The following is a 16458-nucleotide window of genomic DNA, read 5'->3' on the forward strand; positions in this document are numbered from 1 at the left end:
CGCATCGAAGGAGTGTTACCACCCCCATGAACATCATGAGAAACAGGCTGCCCGGAACTCGTACCAAGCGTATCCGTAAGGCTTCCGTCCACCGCAACAATCTGAAAATTGCTACAATTGAAGGAATCCCCTCAACGATCTTTCAAGTGCTGCTGCAAGGGCAGTTTCTGACGGGATTTCTGCTCTATTTGGGAGCCAGCTCAAGCCAGATCGGATTTGTGCTAGCGCTTACCACACTGGTCAATGTTGCCCAGATAGGTGTGGCGTTTCTGATTCAGAAGCTGCCCAGCCGCAAGTGGGCGATGGTCCTTTTTACCGGAATGCACCGTCTGCTCTGGGGAGCTACAGGACTGGTCCCGTTTATTTTTCCCGAGAAACATTGGGTTACAGCTTTTGTAATATTGTATACAACCGCATTTATATCCAGTACAGCAGGCGGAATGCTGTGGAACTCCATGATCAGCGACCTTGTTCCTGCACGGGTGAGGGGACGTTATTTCGGAATCCGCAATACGCTTTTGAATGCGCTGGGCAGCCTGGTGATGTATGGCGGAGGCGTTGTGCTGGACCGTTATCCCGGCGGGCATGGCTTTCTCATTGTGTATATTGTTGTATGGGTTTGCGCGATCGCCAACATTGCGGTCTTCTGCTTTTATCCCGATGTCCCGTTTGAAAAATCAGAGGAGAAGTTTTTCCTGCCGATGTTCAGGAAACCGCTTCACGATAAGCTGTTTATGAAGTCAACGCTGTTTCTCGCCGCCTGGCTGCTGCTGCAAAACCTGACTGTCCCGTTATATTCATACGTTATGCTGCAGCTGCTTCATATTAACTATCAGACGCTTTCGCTGCTCAATGTATCACAAACGGTGGTCATGATGGCAAGCTTCTATGTCTGGGGTAATCTGAATGCCAGGTACAGCAATAAACGGCTGCTGCTGTGGACACTGCCGATCATTGCACTGTCCTCGCTGATGTGGGGCATGCTGTCCGTGCTGCCGATGCTGCCGGTGCTGTTTGCAGCGCATATTATTTTTGGTATGGGCGTCGGGGGCTTTAACCAGCTGGCGTTTAATTTCATTATCGGTGATACCCCGAAGAAGGAGCGGCCGATGTACATGGCGATGTATGCGGCGCTAACCGGACTCGCGGCCTTTTTCGGTCCGCTGCTCGGGGGTAAAATATATGAGTGGATTGTGGACTGGCCTAACTGGACGCAAATTTACGGTATGCAGATTGTTGTAGGAGTGCTGATGATCACGCTGGCCCTGCTGCTGGGGCGCCGGGTACTTCGGGATGAATAACAGCAGCATCATGCTGTAAATAACAGGGGGGAGAGGTCGGAATGACGAGGATAGCAGTAGTTTTGGGAGCCACGGGTCTGGTCGGTGAGGCGGTTACACGCGAATTGCTTGCAGGGGATTGGGCTGAGGTGCGTGTGCTTGTCCGCCGCAGGCTTGCGCTGACCGATTCCCGGCTGAAGCAGGTTATAGTGGACTGGGAGCAGCTCGGGCAATACAAGGAGCAATTCGCCGGAGCGTACGCTGTTTTCTGCTGCCTGGGTACGACAATTAAACAAGCCGGCTCGCAGGAGCAGTTCGAACGGGTAGACCTGCATTATCCGCTGGAGGCAGCCGCGCTGGCCAAAGCAAGCGGAGTGAAGCAGTTCCTGGTTGTCTCCTCCATGGGGGCAAGCGCGAAATCCGGCAATTTCTACATCCGGACAAAAGGTCGGGCTGAAGACGGTCTGGCTGCCGCCGGCTTCCATGGCCTGCATATTTTCCGGCCTTCCCTGCTGCTGGGTGAACGTGCGCAGTTCAGGCTGGGTGAACGTGCCGGGGCTGTGATCATGAAGGCGTTTGATTTTGCAATGGTCGGCAAGCTGGCCCGCTACCGGGCTATTCCGGGTGCCAAGGTGGCCAAGGCTATGGTGAATATCGCGCTTGCAGATACAGGCGGGACACATATTTACACTAATGAAGTTATTCATGTCATCGGCGGACGCTGACAATCAGGAAAGTTTGCAATACACAGAGCCGAGGACTTACAATGGGACATAATCATTTGTACATAATGACAGGAGGAACAGATAATGAGTAAGAAACAAATCGCGACAACAGCGGCACCAGGCGCAATCGGACCGTACAGCCAGGCTATCGCAGCCGGCAATTGGGTATACACTTCCGGACAGCTTGGCTTAAACCCGGAAACCGGAGAACTGGCAGGAAGCGTTCAGGAACAGGCCCGCCAGTCACTCAGCAATGTAAAGGCGATTCTGGAGGAAGCCGGCGCATCGATGGATCAGGTTGTAAAAACCACAGTATATCTGAAGGACATGAACGACTTTGCTGCTGTTAACGAAGTGTACAGCACTTTCTTCACTGAGCCTTATCCGGCCCGCAGTGCAGTAGAGGTTGCCCGCCTGCCTAAAGACGGTCTGGTTGAGATCGAAGCAGTAGCGCGCAAGAAATAAGAATCAAGACAAACCCGCTGAACCGGTTAAACCGGGACTGCGGGTTTTTTGTGCCGGCAGGCTTTCGCAGGTTAGGCTGTTCTGCGCCGCGGCGTAAGCGTCAGCCACAGGCTGTACAGCAGGAGGAGGCCGGCGGCAATGGAACCGGTGAGGAAGACATTCTCTGTATCCCGCTGCTCCAGGGCGATAGCGATAAAGGCCCATACAAACACCAGCGGGAAGATGCTGTCACGGTACGGGTAGCTGACCAGTACGGCAAGCAGAGTGCCGACAATCAGCATAATCACCGCCCATACCGTACCGTCCAGGCCGAACCCGCCCCAGTCATTCTTTTTCAGCACGACAGATACATTGACAATAGTGGCGACGGAAATCCAGCCGAGATAGATACTGAACGGCAGGCGGATCAGCCAGTTTTCGCCCGTGGTCGGACGGTCGATCAGTCTGGTTTTGCGGTAAACGACAATCAGGGACACCAGCAGCAGCACCATTGCGGCGAGTGACAGCTCGATGTATAAATAATGCCACAGAATCAGCCAGCTCATATTAAAAATACAGCTGAGGATGAACCAGATGCCGATGGACTGTACCGAATCCCTGGAGCCGGTGCCGGAGCGGAACTGGTAGATAACAAACCCGGCCAGCAGCAGATAAATGAGTGACCAGATGGAAAAAGCGTAGCCGGCCGGAGTAAGGTAAGTATGATATTTGTCGGAAATTTCACCGGTGCTGTTGCCGCCAAGCGGCAGTGCTACAGACAGGGTGTTAACCAGGATAACCCCGAGGAAGAACAGCAGATTCCACCACTTAAACGGATTGTTACGTGTCATAATGAATTCACTCCCAGCTTCGTATTTTTCTTATGTGAGGTCTTGACCTAAATAGAATATACCCGCTTTATCTGCAATTCAGACTAACTTTAGCAAAAAAATGACCTGCAGGTCATAAAATTAACGGATAGCCTGCCGTAAAGTGAGGGTAATATGTATTTATTACAAGAAGGTGCACGTAAGGAGGGGGCAAGCGAAAATGGAGAGCAGTGAAGCAATCCGCCCGGAAAAAATGGGCCCGCTGGTCATGACGGAAACCTGGAATACCCCGGGGAGTGTGGAATCCTGGGAGCGTTCGGAGAGTATTTACATTGTCCGCGGTGAGTGTGCAGGCATCGCCTTTTTCTTTTTAAATGATGAGACTTTCCGGATGAAGCTGTTTCACGGTGAGGTGCCGGATCTGACGACAACGCCGGCTGTACTGGCAGAAAGCTGTATCCCGCATCTTTTTCCGGTGGAGGAGAATGAAGACCAGCTAATTTTTACGACAAGCAGCATCAAGCTGATTATAGAAAAGACATCCTTTATGATCCGTGTGGAGAATCTGTCGGGAAAAGTAATTATGCAGCAGAATCTGACAAGCTGGAACCCGCGCGGGGCCAGCCATGCGGAGTATGATATGCAGCCGGATTCGCATTTTTACGGGCTGGGTGAGAAGTCGAGCTTCCTGGATAAGCGCGGGGAACGTTATACCAACTGGAACACGGATGTGTTTGCTCCCCACCTGCCGGAAATCGAAGCCCTGTATGAATCCATTCCGCTGCTGATCCACATGCACGGTGAGCTTACCTATGGCTTGTTCCTCGATAATACGGGCCGCAGTGATTTTGACATGCGTTCGCACGGGGTAGCTTTTACAGTCGGCTGCTCGACGGGAGATTACGATATTTATTTTATTAACGGTCCGGAGATAAAGGATGTTGTCAAAAGATACACCGCTCTCACCGGACGGATCGCTCTTCCGCCAAAGTGGGCCATCGGCTATCACCAGTCGCGCTACAGCTACATGAATCAGCAGGAGGTGCTGCAGCTGGCCCGGACCTTCCGTGAGAAGAATATCCCGTGTGATGTTATCTATCTGGACATTCATTATATGGACGAGTACCGGGTGTTCACCTTCGATCCGGTTAATTTCCCTGATCCGGCTAAAATGATTGCTGAGCTGGGTGAGCTTGGGGTGCGCATCGTGCCCATTGTAGATCCCGGTGTCAAAAAAGACCCGAAATACGAGGTGTACAAGGAAGGTGTCCTGAACAAGCATTTCTGCCGCAGGCTGGAGGGGGATATTTTCTTCGGTGAAGTGTGGCCGGGCATTAGTGCGTTCCCTGATTTCAGTGACAGCCGGACTGCCGAGTGGTGGGGGGATCTGCACAAATATTACACAGATCTGGGCATCCAGGGCATCTGGAATGATATGAATGAGCCGGCGGTGTTCAACGAATCGAAAACGATGGATCTCGATGTGATGCACTTCAATGACGGGCGTCCGGTTACCCATGAGGAATACCACAATCTGTACGGCATGATGATGTCAAAAGCGACCTATGAGGGTCTGGCGGAGCATATGGCGGGGGAGCGGCCTTTTGTGCTGACCAGAGCCGGTTATGCCGGCATCCAGCGGTACGCTGCAGTGTGGACCGGGGATAACCGCAGCTTCTGGGAGCATATGGCGATGGCGATTCCGATGGTGCTTAATATGGGACTGTCGGGACTGGCTTTTGCCGGTCCGGATATCGGCGGCTTTGCCCACCATACATCGGCACAATTACTGGTACGGTGGACGCAGATGGGGGTGTTCTTCCCGTACTGCCGTAACCATTCCTCGATTGGTACACTGCGCCAGGAGCCTTGGTCGTTCGGTGCAGAAGTCGAGGGGATTTTGCGTGAATTCATCGGGCTGCGGTATCGCTGGATGCCGCATATTTATAATCTTTTCCATGAAGCTGAAATGTCCGGACTGCCGGTGATCCGGCCGCTGATTCTGGAATATCCGCGTGATCCGCATGTGACCAATCTATGCGACCAGTTCCTGCTGGGAGATAACGTGCTGATCGCCCCGGTCTACCGTCCGGATACCGATCACCGCTCGGTGTATCTGCCGGAAGGCTGCTGGCTGGATTATTGGGACGGCGAGGTGCATGAGGGCGGCAAGCATATTCTTGCAGCTGCGCCGCTGCACATCATGCCGATGTATGTGAAGGCGGGAAGTTTTACAGCGGAGGGCCCGCTGAAGCAGTATGCGCAGGAAGAAACTGCGGAGACGGTTATTTTCCACTTATACGGGGCTAAGGCGGAGGAGGATTTCACGGCCTCGTTCTCACTGTATGAGGATGACGGGCACAGCTTTGCTTACCGCAAAGGGGCATATTCACAGATCACTGTGGAGGCAAAAGGGATGGGAGACGGGCTACTGCTGACCTGGTCTTACACGAGTGATGCCTACAAGCCGCCGCGGGAGATGCTGCGCTTCGCGCTGTGCTACCCGTTCTTCGCTGCAGATGATGTGGACGGGCTGTCTGAGATCAGTCTGGATGAGCTGAAGGAAGGGCGCCAGGGCTGGGCCCGCAACGGAAAAAGCGGCGCAATTATCGTTCAGGTTCCGGATGAGCAGGGCGGCGGAGAGCTGCGGATCAGAGCAGGCGAGTAGCGGATTGGATGTGTTGGAGTAGGGCGAGGGCTGCCTTTTTTGGAGGCAGCCCTTTTATTGTGTTCGGGGGATTGTATGTAAAAGGACGAGTTTAGTAGAGGAGCTGGTTGGAGGGGAAATATGGGTAACGAAGGTTGTAGGATTGCTGGTAAGATGTGTTACCTCTGGTTGGCAGCGGGAGCGGGGGATGAGAGGGCTGCAGGTTTAAATTACTCATAAAGGCATCAAACTAAAAAACCTGCAGAAGCACAGAGGTTGGTTCAGACCTTCTCTATGGACACAGCTATCTCCGATATAAAGTTTGTATTTTATCCCAATTGATCCAAATTACCCTTTACGGAGGCCCGTTTGGACCCGCTACATTTCAATTTCTATATAAAATTGCAGAAAATGTGCAGAAACATTTTTAAATCACGGCTTTTTCGTATAAGATGAAGGGATGAAGAAAATGTTTCGGTTCAAAATCTATATCTCGCGGAGAAGGATTCAGTCCACCGGAGGGGACGGGCTGGCTCTTTCTGTTTGCTTAAAGACAGGAGATCACCAATGATTAAGCATCTGTATGCAATATGGCTAGGGGACGTATTATTTTGCTTCTCCGGTGAAACCTCGGAACCCAAGGTTGATGCGTGGACACGCGTGGTCAAAAAGATGGTATTCCGGGGCGGGGGGCGTCCTTTTGCGGGTGCTGCGCTACGGCTGGCAGAAGTGAAATATCCGGTTGCAGCTGCAGCCGAGGGGAAAACAGCACGGCGCGGAATGCCGGGACGCACGCTCGAAGGACTGGCGCTGGGGCCGAAGGAAGCCTTCGACCTGCTGCTTGCCTGGGACGATGAGCTATGCCGGGCCCAGGGTGTGGAAGCCGGAGGCGAAATGCGCTACTGGGCGGCTGCTGCACGGTTTGCACTGGAGCTGATGGCTACCGGAGGAATTGTGCCGGGCGCAATGCCGCCGCGGCCGATCGGCGCCCGGCGCCGCGGCGGGGAGCAGGCGGCTTCCGCCTGCTGGTTCCCTGCATTCCGTCAGGATGCAGACAGGGAGTTCTTCCTGCAGCTGGCGGCGTCCATGCCGGTGCTGGCACTCGGAGCCCATGTTGCCGAGGAGGGTGATCTGACTTCGCGTGAAGATGCAGGCGGGTATGTGCTGTATTCCTTCCTGCAGGCAGTGATGACTGCAGAGATCAAAAAAATCATTGCCGGCTCAGAAAGTGAGCTTGGCCCTTATAAAGCAAACTACCGGCGCGGATATTCCCCGCTGACGGAGTTATGGTGGAACAGCCTGCTTACGGGCAGCCGGGAGATTCCGGTTCAGGGGACACCGGCCGAAGTATCCGAGCTGCTGGCTGAGGTGAACGGGGCGGCTGCCGGCGGCATGCCGCGTGCCCAGGCAGAGGAAGAGCAGACAGGACAGCTTAGTCTGGGGCTGCGTCTGGAGCCGCCGGCTGACGAAAATGAGCTGTGGCAGCTGACCTTCTGGGCAGAGAGCCGTGAGGAAGGCGAATTCTGGCTTCCGGCGGCAGCGATCTGGAGCAGCCCGGAGAGAGAATTTACACTCTGGGGCAAGCGGTACCGCAATATCCAGCAGCAGCTGCTGAGCGCGCTGGGCCGTGCGGCTAGGATATCGCCTGATATTCAGGGGGCACTGAACGTTCCTGCACCGACAGGAGCTGAGCTGGAGCCGGAGCGCCTCTATTTCTTTTTGAAAGAGAGTGTACAGCAGCTGCGTGAATGGGGCATCACCGTGCAGATGCCGTCGCGCTGGAGCCGGGAAGGGCGGCGCCGGATCGGCATGCGGATGAAGATGCAGCCGCCGCAGGGCGGGCTGGACGGCCCTGAGCAGTCCTCGCTCGGGATGGAAGAGCTGATCTCCTTCCGTATCGAAGCGTCGCTTGGCGATAATACAATCAGTGAAGAGGAATTGAATGCCCTGGTGGAGGCGGGAGTGCCGTTTGTCCGCTTCAGGGGCGAGTGGATTGAAGTGGATCCCAAGGAAATCCGCCAGGTGCTGCGGTATATGAAACGCCATGAGGGCGGGGAAATGTCGGCTGCCGACTGGATGCGCCTGGAAGCTGAAGATGGGGAAGAACGGCTCTGGAAGGGCATGTCTGTTACGGGTATGGAGACCTCCGGCCTCCTGTCATCGCTCATGCACGGAGATGTTCTGCGAAACCTTCCGGTGCGGACAGCGCCTCAAGGCTTGCAGGGAACATTGCGGCCTTATCAGGAAAGAGGCTACCAATGGCTGGCTGCACTCAGCGGCCTGGGCTTCGGGGTGTGTCTGGCTGATGACATGGGTCTGGGCAAGACGATCCAGGTCATCGCCTGCCTCATGGACCGTGCATTAACTGCACCGCCTGAATTCAGAAAGAAGCCGGCGCTGATTCTTTGCCCTACCTCGCTGCTGGGTAACTGGCAGCGGGAGCTGCAGCGTTTTGCCCCTTCACTTAGTGTGCATATCCATCACGGGGGAAGACGGATACGCGGGGCCGGATTTGCCGAGCTTGCCGGCAATCATGAGATTGTACTGACTACCTATCATCTGGCCGGCCGGGACAGTGAAGATCTGGCTGCGGTGCGCTGGTCTACGGTTGTGCTGGATGAAGCGCAATATATCAAGAATCACCGGACCAAACAGGCGCAGAGTGTGATGAAGCTGTCTGCTCCATACCGGATCGCCATGACGGGGACCCCGGTGGAGAACCGGCTGGGTGAGCTGTGGTCGATTTTTCACTTTTTGAATCCGGGGTATCTGGGCTCCTATCATTCCTTCCGTCAGCGTTATGTGTCCGGGGAAGGCGGGGAGCGGCTGCAGGAGCTGCACCGGCTGGTTTCGCCGTTTCTGCTGCGCAGGCTCAAGAGTGATCCCGATATCTCGAAGGATCTGCCCGAGAAGCTGGAGCTGAAAACGTATTGTCCGCTAACGGAAACACAGGCGGCGCTGTATCAAGGTGTAGTGGATGAGATGCTGGGCGTAATCGGTGAACGTTCCGGGATGGCCCGCCGCGGTCTGGTCCTCTCCTCGCTGACCAAGCTGAAGCAGATCTGTGATCATCCGCAGCTCTTCCGCAAGGAAGAAGGGCGCAGCGGGCGCAGTGAGCAGTCAGGCAAAATGGACGTCATGTTCGAGGTGCTGGACAGCATTGCCGAGCTTGGCGAGTCAGCGCTGATTTTTACCCAGTATGTAGCAATGGGAGAGCTGCTCGTTAGCCGGCTTGCCAAAAGATATGGCCAAACCCCGCTGTTCCTGCATGGCGGTATCCCCAAACGGGAGCGTGATGAAATGGTCCATGCGTTCCAGGAAGGCGAGGGGCCGGCATTCTTCGTGCTCTCCCTCAAAGCGGGCGGAGTCGGGCTGAATCTTACCCGGGCCAATCATGTCCTGCATTATGACCGCTGGTGGAATCCGGCTGTGGAGAACCAGGCAACCGACCGTGCTTTCCGGATCGGCCAGCATAAAAATGTGCAGGTGCACAAGCTGATCTGCCAGGGCACGCTGGAGGAGCGGATCGACGAGCTGATTGAGCGCAAAAAAAATCTCTCCGAGCAGGTTGTCGGCTCCGGGGAGAACTGGCTGACAGAAATGTCCAACCGTGAGCTGCAGGAGCTGATTGAGCTGCAGGATCAGGACTGGATGTAGTGAACGGCAAGTAAAGGGGGATTTAACGATGGCCAAACCGCCGGAATTAAGGCTTATAATTGAACCGGGAATGCTAAAAGCGGTGCCTGGTCAGGGAATGGCGCGGGAAGAGGATGCCGGCGCAAGCAGCCGCAGCAGCGGTGTTGTTACAGAGTCTGCCCTCTCCTGGGCGGTTCCGCAGTGGTCAGCGGCGCAGAAGGAGGAAGTGCTGCGGCAGCTTGCCGGGCAGCCTGGAGAGCTATACGGCCTGCTGCAGGGAAAAAGAAACGGCAGCATAGCTGAGCTTCAGCTCCTGCCTCCAGAGCTGGAACAGTCTGGTTCCGGCGAAGAGACAGCAGGGCTGCCGGAATGGGTCAAAAAGCAGCTGCAGGAAGAGCCGCTGCTGGGATTCAAGCTGCGCGGGATGAGTAAGGAGGAACTGCTGGGCGGAGTGTTTGCCCTCTGGTCAGAGGAGGAATATCCGCAGCAGGACGAGGGCAGTGCAGCACCTGCCAGCGTGCTGGCGGCAGAGCTGGCCAGGCTGGAGCGGAAGGGTCCGGCCGTAACGACCGGCGAATGGCTGGCGGAAGCCGCAGCCGAGGGCTCGCTGCATCAGCCGGGCCCGTTGTTCCATGAGCTTGCCGCAAGGCCGTTTCCGGCTTCTGCGGCAGTGGCCCGGCCTGCAGAGGAATGGCGGAACCTGCTGCCGAATACTCCCAAGGCAAGTGACGGCCTGGCTTTGATTATGCGCAAAGCGGCGGAATCGGCGCAGCGCCGGGCGGCAGAGCTGGGCAGGCTGTAGCGCGGGTCCGGCCATACCTGGAGCAGCGCACCACAAAAGCAGATCAGCGTGACTCCCTCCAGGGACGCTGATCTGCTTTGTGCTGTCTTGTACCTTTACCAGTCAACCTGGTCCACCTGTAAAGGTACAAGACAGTATTATTCCTCCGCCGGCTGACCGGCGGGGCGGGTTCCTTCCGACAGCTCAAGAATCTCGCGGCGCAGGCGGAGCATCTTCTGGTCCAGCTCGTCAGCAGCGCGCGCGGCCTCCTTCAGTTCCTCGGCCACATGCGGGGGAAGCTGCTTGTCGAATTTGTAGTAGAGAATATGCTCCATACTGGCCCAGAAATCCATTGCCAGCGTCCGCAGCTGAATCTCTGCCTTGACCCAGCGCGTCCCCTCCAGAAGGATCAGAGGGATAGCTACAATGATATGCAGGCTCTGATATCCGTTCGGCTTCGGCTGGGCGATATAATCCTTGATCTCAAGAACCCGGAGGTCCTCACGGACACAGAGATGATCAACCAGCCGGTAAATATCCTTCACAAATGCACAGACAATCCGCATGCCGGCGATATCATGAATGTGCTGCTCCATATTTTCAAGAGTGAACTTGTGCCCTTTGCGTTCCATCTTGCGCAGGATGCTCTTCGGCTCTTTTATACGTGATTTGACATGCTCGATCGGGCTGTAGCCGTCGCGGACCTGCCATTCTGTCTTAACTACATCAATCTTATTCTCAAGCTCATTCAGGGCATGGCGGTAAAGTGCAGGCAATGTCTTAAAGTCCTCAACCTGTCTGGCGAAATCCTCACTGTTCTGCCACTGCTGCATATCCTTAACATGCACCTGCAGCTGATTCAGCGTAGCTTGCGTACTATCGTCTTCTTTCACTGATACTCTCCCGGGTTTCATTATTTATGACTGTTTTATTTTAACCGATTTTAGGCCCTGGAAGCAAAACAAACCCCCGCTCCCCCGTTGACCTCCGCCAAAAGCTGAATAGTTTATGGGAAGCGGTTACATGAGAAAACGGGAACATTCTCTCCGCGGCGGCGTATTAGCAGAGATAAAGAGAGTGACCGGAATCATTATTTATTTGTAGGTGAACCTCCATCGTAGCCCTTGTCCTGATACCCGGTATTCGCAAGCTTAGGAAGAACGCCAAGCTGACTGATCATCTGCTGTGTCTCCCCGCTTCCTACCTGGTAAAGATACTGGTATAGCTGGACAGTCACATCATCGAACTGGTCGGCAGCCTCATCATGATCGGCGGATTTGTAAGGCACGGCAGCACGGCGGAAGGCATATTCGTCCCCGCTTGCCAGGTTATCAAGCAGCCCCTGGAGCACCGTCAGCTCATCAGGGGTAACCCGTACCTCAAATTCACCCGATTCACCGCGTACATCCTGGATCAGTCCATGATTAACAGATACAAAGTAACTTTTCCGGTGTTCGTCCGGCAAGTTGATTCCCTCCCTCATTTTTGCGGTTAAGGTTTGCTTGCAGGTAATTGTTTTAAGGATAACGGTTACCGCCTTCCTTGAAGGACGGAGAAGCCGGTTCTACTTGCTAATATACACAGAACGACAAATAATGAATCTATTCGAGACATTTGGTATGATAGAAGCACGTTTTACGGTACAGTGCACTAAACAGGCTTCTTATGAAGCTTTACGGCTATTATCATCTATTCTCATCTGGAGAGGGAGGAACTACGATGAATTTTCTGCAACGTATCAAGGACAGTGCCAGCCGGGTGAGTGAAAAGGCACAAAGTTCGGTGGAAATCGGTAAGCTGAACGGACATATTTCTGATATTGAACGCGAGATGGAACTCGAATTTATGAAAATGGGCCAGCTGTTCTATGAGGGCTACCGTTCGCGGGATATGTCCGAGGCTGAGGGCAAGATGGTGGAGCTGTCCAAGGTCTGCCTGAAGCATCAGGAGCAGATTGATGAGCTTCGCCACAGAATTGCTGAACTCAAAAATGAACGGCTGTGCGTATGCGGCAATGTAGTGGCGCTGGACGCCAACTTCTGCCCGAAATGCGGCCATAAGCTGGAGGATCCGCCCAAGAAAGAGGCTCCCGCTGTAACCATCCGTACTATTCCTGAGGATGAGGAAGACGAATTCTACGGTGAAGAGGAGTTGACCGAAGAAGAGAAGGAGCTGGCGCTCAGATCGGAACCGCGGACGGTTTACACTGAAGTGCTGTACGATTCCAGAGAATCGGAGCCGCAGGACTATGCAGGATCAGGAGCAGCGCATATCCCTGAAAATGATCGTGAACGCCGGGAGGCCGATGAGCTCGAACGGGAGCGGGAGCGGCAGCTTGAGCTGGACCGCCGCATCCGCGACTGGAAGGGCGGAGGTTTGTCGGAGGAAGCGGCAACCTACAGCGAAAGCGAAGACGGTGTGCGCGATATGGTTAAATGCCAGATATGCCGGGCCGATCTGCCGAAGGGCTCAATGTGGTGCCCGCGCTGCGGTTCTGAGCAAATCTAGGCTAAGAGGTACAGTACGCTAACGTGTAACACCAAACCGCAGATTCACAGATTGAGTTTATAGGCATACTAGGAGGACAACATAGATGGAACAGTTGCTGCTGCATCTGCGCAATTTGGGGTTCACAGAGATGGAATCCAAAATTATGGTGGAGCTCGCTACCAAAGGAGAAGCTTCAGGCTACGAAGTGGCCAAACAGCTGGGCGTATCGAGATCCAATGTGTATGCGGCGCTTCAGCGCCTTACACAGCAGGGTTATGTACGCTGCGGCGAAGGGGAGCCTGCCCGCTACAGCGTGCTGGACCCGGAGGAGCTGGCTACGATGATTTCCGGCCGGGTTCAGGCCTCACTGGCTTTTGTGGAGAGTGAAATGCCGCGCGGGGGACCGGTCAGCCCGTCATTTTACAATGTTGAAGGGGACCGCAACATGCTTGGTGCGCTCACCCGCCAGCTGAATCTGGCCCAGAAGGAAATTGTAGTCGATGTATGGCGGGAGGAAGCCTCCCTGCTGCGCAGCGAGCTGGAACAGGCGGAGCGGCGCGGCGTGAAGCTGCTGTGGGCTTTTGACGGCGGAAACGCGGCTGCTGCACCTTATCCGGTCTGGCCGCCGCTTGGCGGCAAGCCGCGCCGGAGCGGCGGGAGAAAGTTCTCTTTTGTCATCGACCGGAGCTGGTGCATGCTGGGGATGCGCTATGAGGACGGCACGGCCCAGGCGGTGGTGACCGAGCATGAAGTGCTGGTCGAGCTGCTGCTTAACCACTTTTCACAGGAGATGGTGCTCTTCGAGCTTGAGGAGGACATGGGGGCTGCGCTGACCAGACGCTACGGTGACCGCTACAGCCGCATTTACAGTAAATATGTGATGCATGAAAAGGATCACGATACAGACAGGGAATCAGATCCTGAGGAGTCCGGAAATAGCCCGGAAGAGTAGGGTGTAAGGCCCGGGCGAGACTATGCTAGGGAGGTGAGAAGCGTGGAATGTATTGTTCATTTTGATGTGCAGCATCCCGAAGGCCCCAAGTCGCTGCGGGGTCTGCTGTTCCTGGAGGAAGGCAAGGTGCCGGGGGAGAACGAGCTTGTGGAGATGTTCAAGGACATGAAGTTTAATGTCCGGCTGGCTGACCGCGAAAAGCTGATCTTCAAGCCGGTTAACGCCGGCGAGTCCTATTCGGAAATCCGGATCACAAGCTATGACGGCGGCAAGCCGGGCAGCAAGGAAGACCATGATCTGAAATCAATCGTCGGTAATCTGCTGCCGCAGAAGCCGTCCGGTCTGTAGGTTAGGGATCGTGAGGGCCGGTGCCCGTTAAATCCGCAGAGAAAAGAGGGAGCACAGATGGAGTTATTGAGACGCAAGGTCTTGGATGAAGGGATTGTTCTCGGTCAGGGAGTGCTCAAGGTGGATTCTTTTCTGAATCACCAGATGGACCCTTTTCTGATGCGTGAGGTCGGACGTGAGTTCACCCGGCGTTTTGCCGGAGAAGCCATTACCAAGGTGCTGACGATCGAATCCTCGGGCATTGCTCCGGGTATTATGACGGCCCTTACACTTGAGGTACCCCTGATTTTTGCCCGCAAGCAGAAATCGCTGACCCTGACAGAGGACATCTATGTGGAAACCGTCTATTCTTTTACCAAAAAAGAGAGCAACGACATCACCGTCTCCAAAAAGTTCATCGCTCCCGGTGAGCGTGTGCTGATTGTGGACGATTTTCTGGCTAACGGAGAGGCGGCCTTCGGACTGGCCCGGATCGTGGAGCAGGCCGGAGGCACCGTAGCCGGGATCGGCATCGTGATCGAAAAAGCCTTCCAGCCCGGCAACAAGCTGCTCAAGGAAGCGGGCTACCGTGTGGAATCCCTGGTGCGCATCGCCTCATTGGAGAACGGCGCCATCTCGTTTGTAGAAGAAGAGGACGGACAGGCGGACTAGTTCACATAAGCCGGGAAGCGGGACACATACTTAGAGTTGAAAAAGAGGACTACGGGCTGGTTGGCCGGAGTCCTCTTTTTTTATTATGTAGAAGAGAGCTTATGCGGGGCTTTCGCCGTTTGCGTGTGCTTATGTGTCTATGTAGGACAGCATTAGGATGGGAAAGAGCAGGCGTGATCATCTAGTTGTAAAATCGGCAGAATTAGGCGGCATTTTTCCACCTAATTCCTATTCGCGGCAGTTGGGGCGAGAAATAGATGGCGAATTTCCACTTAGTTGATCAGCCGCTAGCCTGGCAGGAGCCGCCGCCCTGCGCCGCAGCGGCCAGCGGTGTCAGCACGCGAAGCGCTCCGGGCTCGCAGCGCACGGCCAGCGGCGCAGTGCCCAGCGGCTCGCCGTCGCCGATAGCGTGCCGCGGCTGCGCGAAGCGGACCGCTACGCTGCGGCCGCGCAGCATCGTCACGAAGGGCAGCGCCACATGCGTGCCCTTCAGCAGCGTCGGGAACAGCCGCAGCACCTGCATGCGGCTGCACCCGTGCACGACGCAGACATCGAGCCGGCCGTCGCCCGTCTCCGCCTGCGGGCAGATCAGCAGCCCGCCGCCATAGCTTGGCAGGTTGCAGACCGAGACGAGCCAGGCCTGGTCAAAAGCCTGCTCTTTGCCGTCGAGGGTCACGCTCACGCGGCAGGGCTTAAAGGTAATCAGCGTATGCAAAATGCCGATGATATAAGCCAGCTGCCCGGCGCCGATGGCGTTGCACAGCCGCTTGTAGCGGCTGTTGTTCACGTTCACGGCGACCTGGGCATCAAAGCCGCTGGCCACGGCGGTCAGCGTCAGGCCGCCCGTGCCGCTGAGCAGATCCGCCTCCAGACAGCGGTCCTGCAGCGCGGCGTCCAGCGCGGCCTCCGTTGCCAGCGGGATGCCGAACCCGCGCGCCGTGTCATTGCCCGAGCCGGCGGGGATTACCGCCAGCGGGACGCTCCGGCGCCGCAGTGCGCCGAGCACACTGTGGATCGTGCCGTCGCCGCCGATCAGGATGGCGGCCCGCCAGTCCTCACGGCGTGCGAGTGCCCGAAGCACCTGCTCCTCAGCCTGACTGGCGCTTTGGGTAAAAAGCGCCTCATAAGCAATACCACGCGCCTTTAGCGTAGCTTCGACGGTCTGCCAGGTCCGCTGCCCGGCACCGCCGCCGGAACGGGGATTTATAATCATTAAGTACATGAATGCTCCTCCAGCCTGCAGATTGCTGTATATCCTGATTCCATTGTACGGAGTAGACCGGCAAAAGGGAATCACGAATACGCTGCCTGGAGGCGGGAGCACACGGTTACAGCTGGCGGAGCTGGCTCTCCGCAAGGTCACCTGCCCAGGGAAGCTTATACCACCTGCCGCCCAGGGAATGAAAGAGCATCAGCAGCCAGACGGAGAAAGACAGCAGCGAGAGGATCGCTCCCACAAAACCGCCGATCAGCGGAATAAATCCGCTGAGGACATGGGCGACCATCAGCACGCCGAAGGCGATCAGCGACTGCAGCGCATGGAAGAGCACGAAGCGGCTGCGCTTCTCCAGCGCCAGGAACACAACCGGTCCGACAAAAGGGAAGAAGTAACAGACGGCAGCAGCGATATTTTCGGGCAGTCCGGTGGACGATTTGAAAGGGGACATAGCGCTC

General features: G+C 55.7%; 15 protein-coding genes. 10 read left to right on the plus strand and 5 right to left on the minus strand.

Features of this window, described 5'->3' with window-relative positions:
• The first annotated feature begins 26 nt into the window (after positions 1-26).
• From NST84_RS02330 to NST84_RS02340, 3 genes are all read left to right on the plus strand, one after another.
• Entirely contained in the window at positions 27-1301 is a 1275-nt protein-coding gene (locus NST84_RS02330; RefSeq protein WP_342564063.1) for an MFS transporter, read from the plus strand.
• Between the two features lie 41 nt (positions 1302-1342).
• Positions 1343-2005, plus strand: a complete 663-nt coding sequence (locus NST84_RS02335) for an oxidoreductase (protein WP_342564064.1) — start codon at positions 1343-1345, stop codon at positions 2003-2005.
• 84 nt (positions 2006-2089) lie between these two features.
• Positions 2090-2470: a RidA family protein gene (locus tag NST84_RS02340; RefSeq protein ID WP_342564065.1), complete on the plus strand. Its 381-nt coding sequence runs from the start codon at positions 2090-2092 to the stop codon at positions 2468-2470.
• A 71-nt stretch (positions 2471-2541) separates the two neighbouring features.
• On the opposite strand, the gene NST84_RS02345 is transcribed toward NST84_RS02340, so the two are convergent.
• Entirely contained in the window at positions 2542-3300 is a 759-nt protein-coding gene (locus tag NST84_RS02345; RefSeq protein ID WP_342564066.1) for a tryptophan-rich sensory protein, read from the minus strand.
• Positions 3301-3499: 199 nt separating this feature from the next.
• On the opposite strand from NST84_RS02345, the gene NST84_RS02350 reads away from it, so the two are divergent.
• The 3 genes from NST84_RS02350 to NST84_RS02360 all read left to right on the plus strand — a co-directional run bounded on the left by NST84_RS02350 (position 3500) and on the right by NST84_RS02360 (position 10364).
• On the plus strand, positions 3500-5947 hold the full coding sequence (locus tag NST84_RS02350; RefSeq protein WP_342564067.1) for a TIM-barrel domain-containing protein: 2448 nt from the start codon (positions 3500-3502) through the stop codon (positions 5945-5947).
• 546 nt (positions 5948-6493) lie between these two features.
• The gene (locus tag NST84_RS02355) at positions 6494-9583 is read left to right on the plus strand and encodes a DEAD/DEAH box helicase (RefSeq protein WP_342564068.1); all 3090 of its coding nucleotides are present in this window, start codon (positions 6494-6496) and stop codon (positions 9581-9583) included.
• A 28-nt stretch (positions 9584-9611) separates the two neighbouring features.
• On the plus strand, positions 9612-10364 hold the full coding sequence (locus tag NST84_RS02360) for a hypothetical protein (RefSeq protein WP_342564069.1): 753 nt from the start codon (positions 9612-9614) through the stop codon (positions 10362-10364).
• A 137-nt stretch (positions 10365-10501) separates the two neighbouring features.
• On the opposite strand, the gene NST84_RS02365 is transcribed toward NST84_RS02360, so the two are convergent.
• Complete coding sequence (locus NST84_RS02365; protein WP_342566330.1) at positions 10502-11176, minus strand: GTP pyrophosphokinase family protein; 675 nt, start codon at positions 11174-11176, stop codon at positions 10502-10504.
• Between the two features lie 257 nt (positions 11177-11433).
• On the minus strand, positions 11434-11808 hold the full coding sequence (locus NST84_RS02370) for a hypothetical protein (RefSeq protein WP_342564070.1): 375 nt from the start codon (positions 11806-11808) through the stop codon (positions 11434-11436).
• 254 nt (positions 11809-12062) lie between these two features.
• On the opposite strand from NST84_RS02370, the gene NST84_RS02375 reads away from it, so the two are divergent.
• From NST84_RS02375 to NST84_RS02390, 4 genes are all read left to right on the plus strand, one after another.
• Entirely contained in the window at positions 12063-12851 is a 789-nt protein-coding gene (locus tag NST84_RS02375) for a zinc ribbon domain-containing protein (protein ID WP_342564071.1), read from the plus strand.
• Between the two features lie 85 nt (positions 12852-12936).
• Positions 12937-13785: a helix-turn-helix domain-containing protein gene (locus tag NST84_RS02380; RefSeq protein WP_342564072.1), complete on the plus strand. Its 849-nt coding sequence runs from the start codon at positions 12937-12939 to the stop codon at positions 13783-13785.
• Between the two features lie 42 nt (positions 13786-13827).
• Complete coding sequence (locus NST84_RS02385) at positions 13828-14133, plus strand: hypothetical protein (RefSeq protein ID WP_342564073.1); 306 nt, start codon at positions 13828-13830, stop codon at positions 14131-14133.
• A gap of 57 nt (positions 14134-14190) precedes the next feature.
• A complete protein-coding gene (locus tag NST84_RS02390) occupies positions 14191-14784 on the plus strand; it encodes a xanthine phosphoribosyltransferase (protein WP_342564074.1) in 594 nt (197 codons plus the stop codon).
• A 280-nt stretch (positions 14785-15064) separates the two neighbouring features.
• On the opposite strand, the gene NST84_RS02395 is transcribed toward NST84_RS02390, so the two are convergent.
• Together NST84_RS02395 and NST84_RS02400 are read right to left on the minus strand one after the other, a co-directional pair.
• Complete coding sequence (locus tag NST84_RS02395) at positions 15065-16006, minus strand: diacylglycerol kinase family protein (protein WP_342564075.1); 942 nt, start codon at positions 16004-16006, stop codon at positions 15065-15067.
• A 106-nt stretch (positions 16007-16112) separates the two neighbouring features.
• On the minus strand, positions 16113-16451 hold the full coding sequence (locus NST84_RS02400) for a hypothetical protein (RefSeq protein ID WP_342564076.1): 339 nt from the start codon (positions 16449-16451) through the stop codon (positions 16113-16115).
• Between the last annotated feature and the right edge of the window lie 7 nt (positions 16452-16458).

This window comes from Paenibacillus sp. FSL R7-0345 (assembly GCF_038595055.1).
GTDB lineage: Bacteria > Bacillota > Bacilli > Paenibacillales > Paenibacillaceae > Paenibacillus_AQ.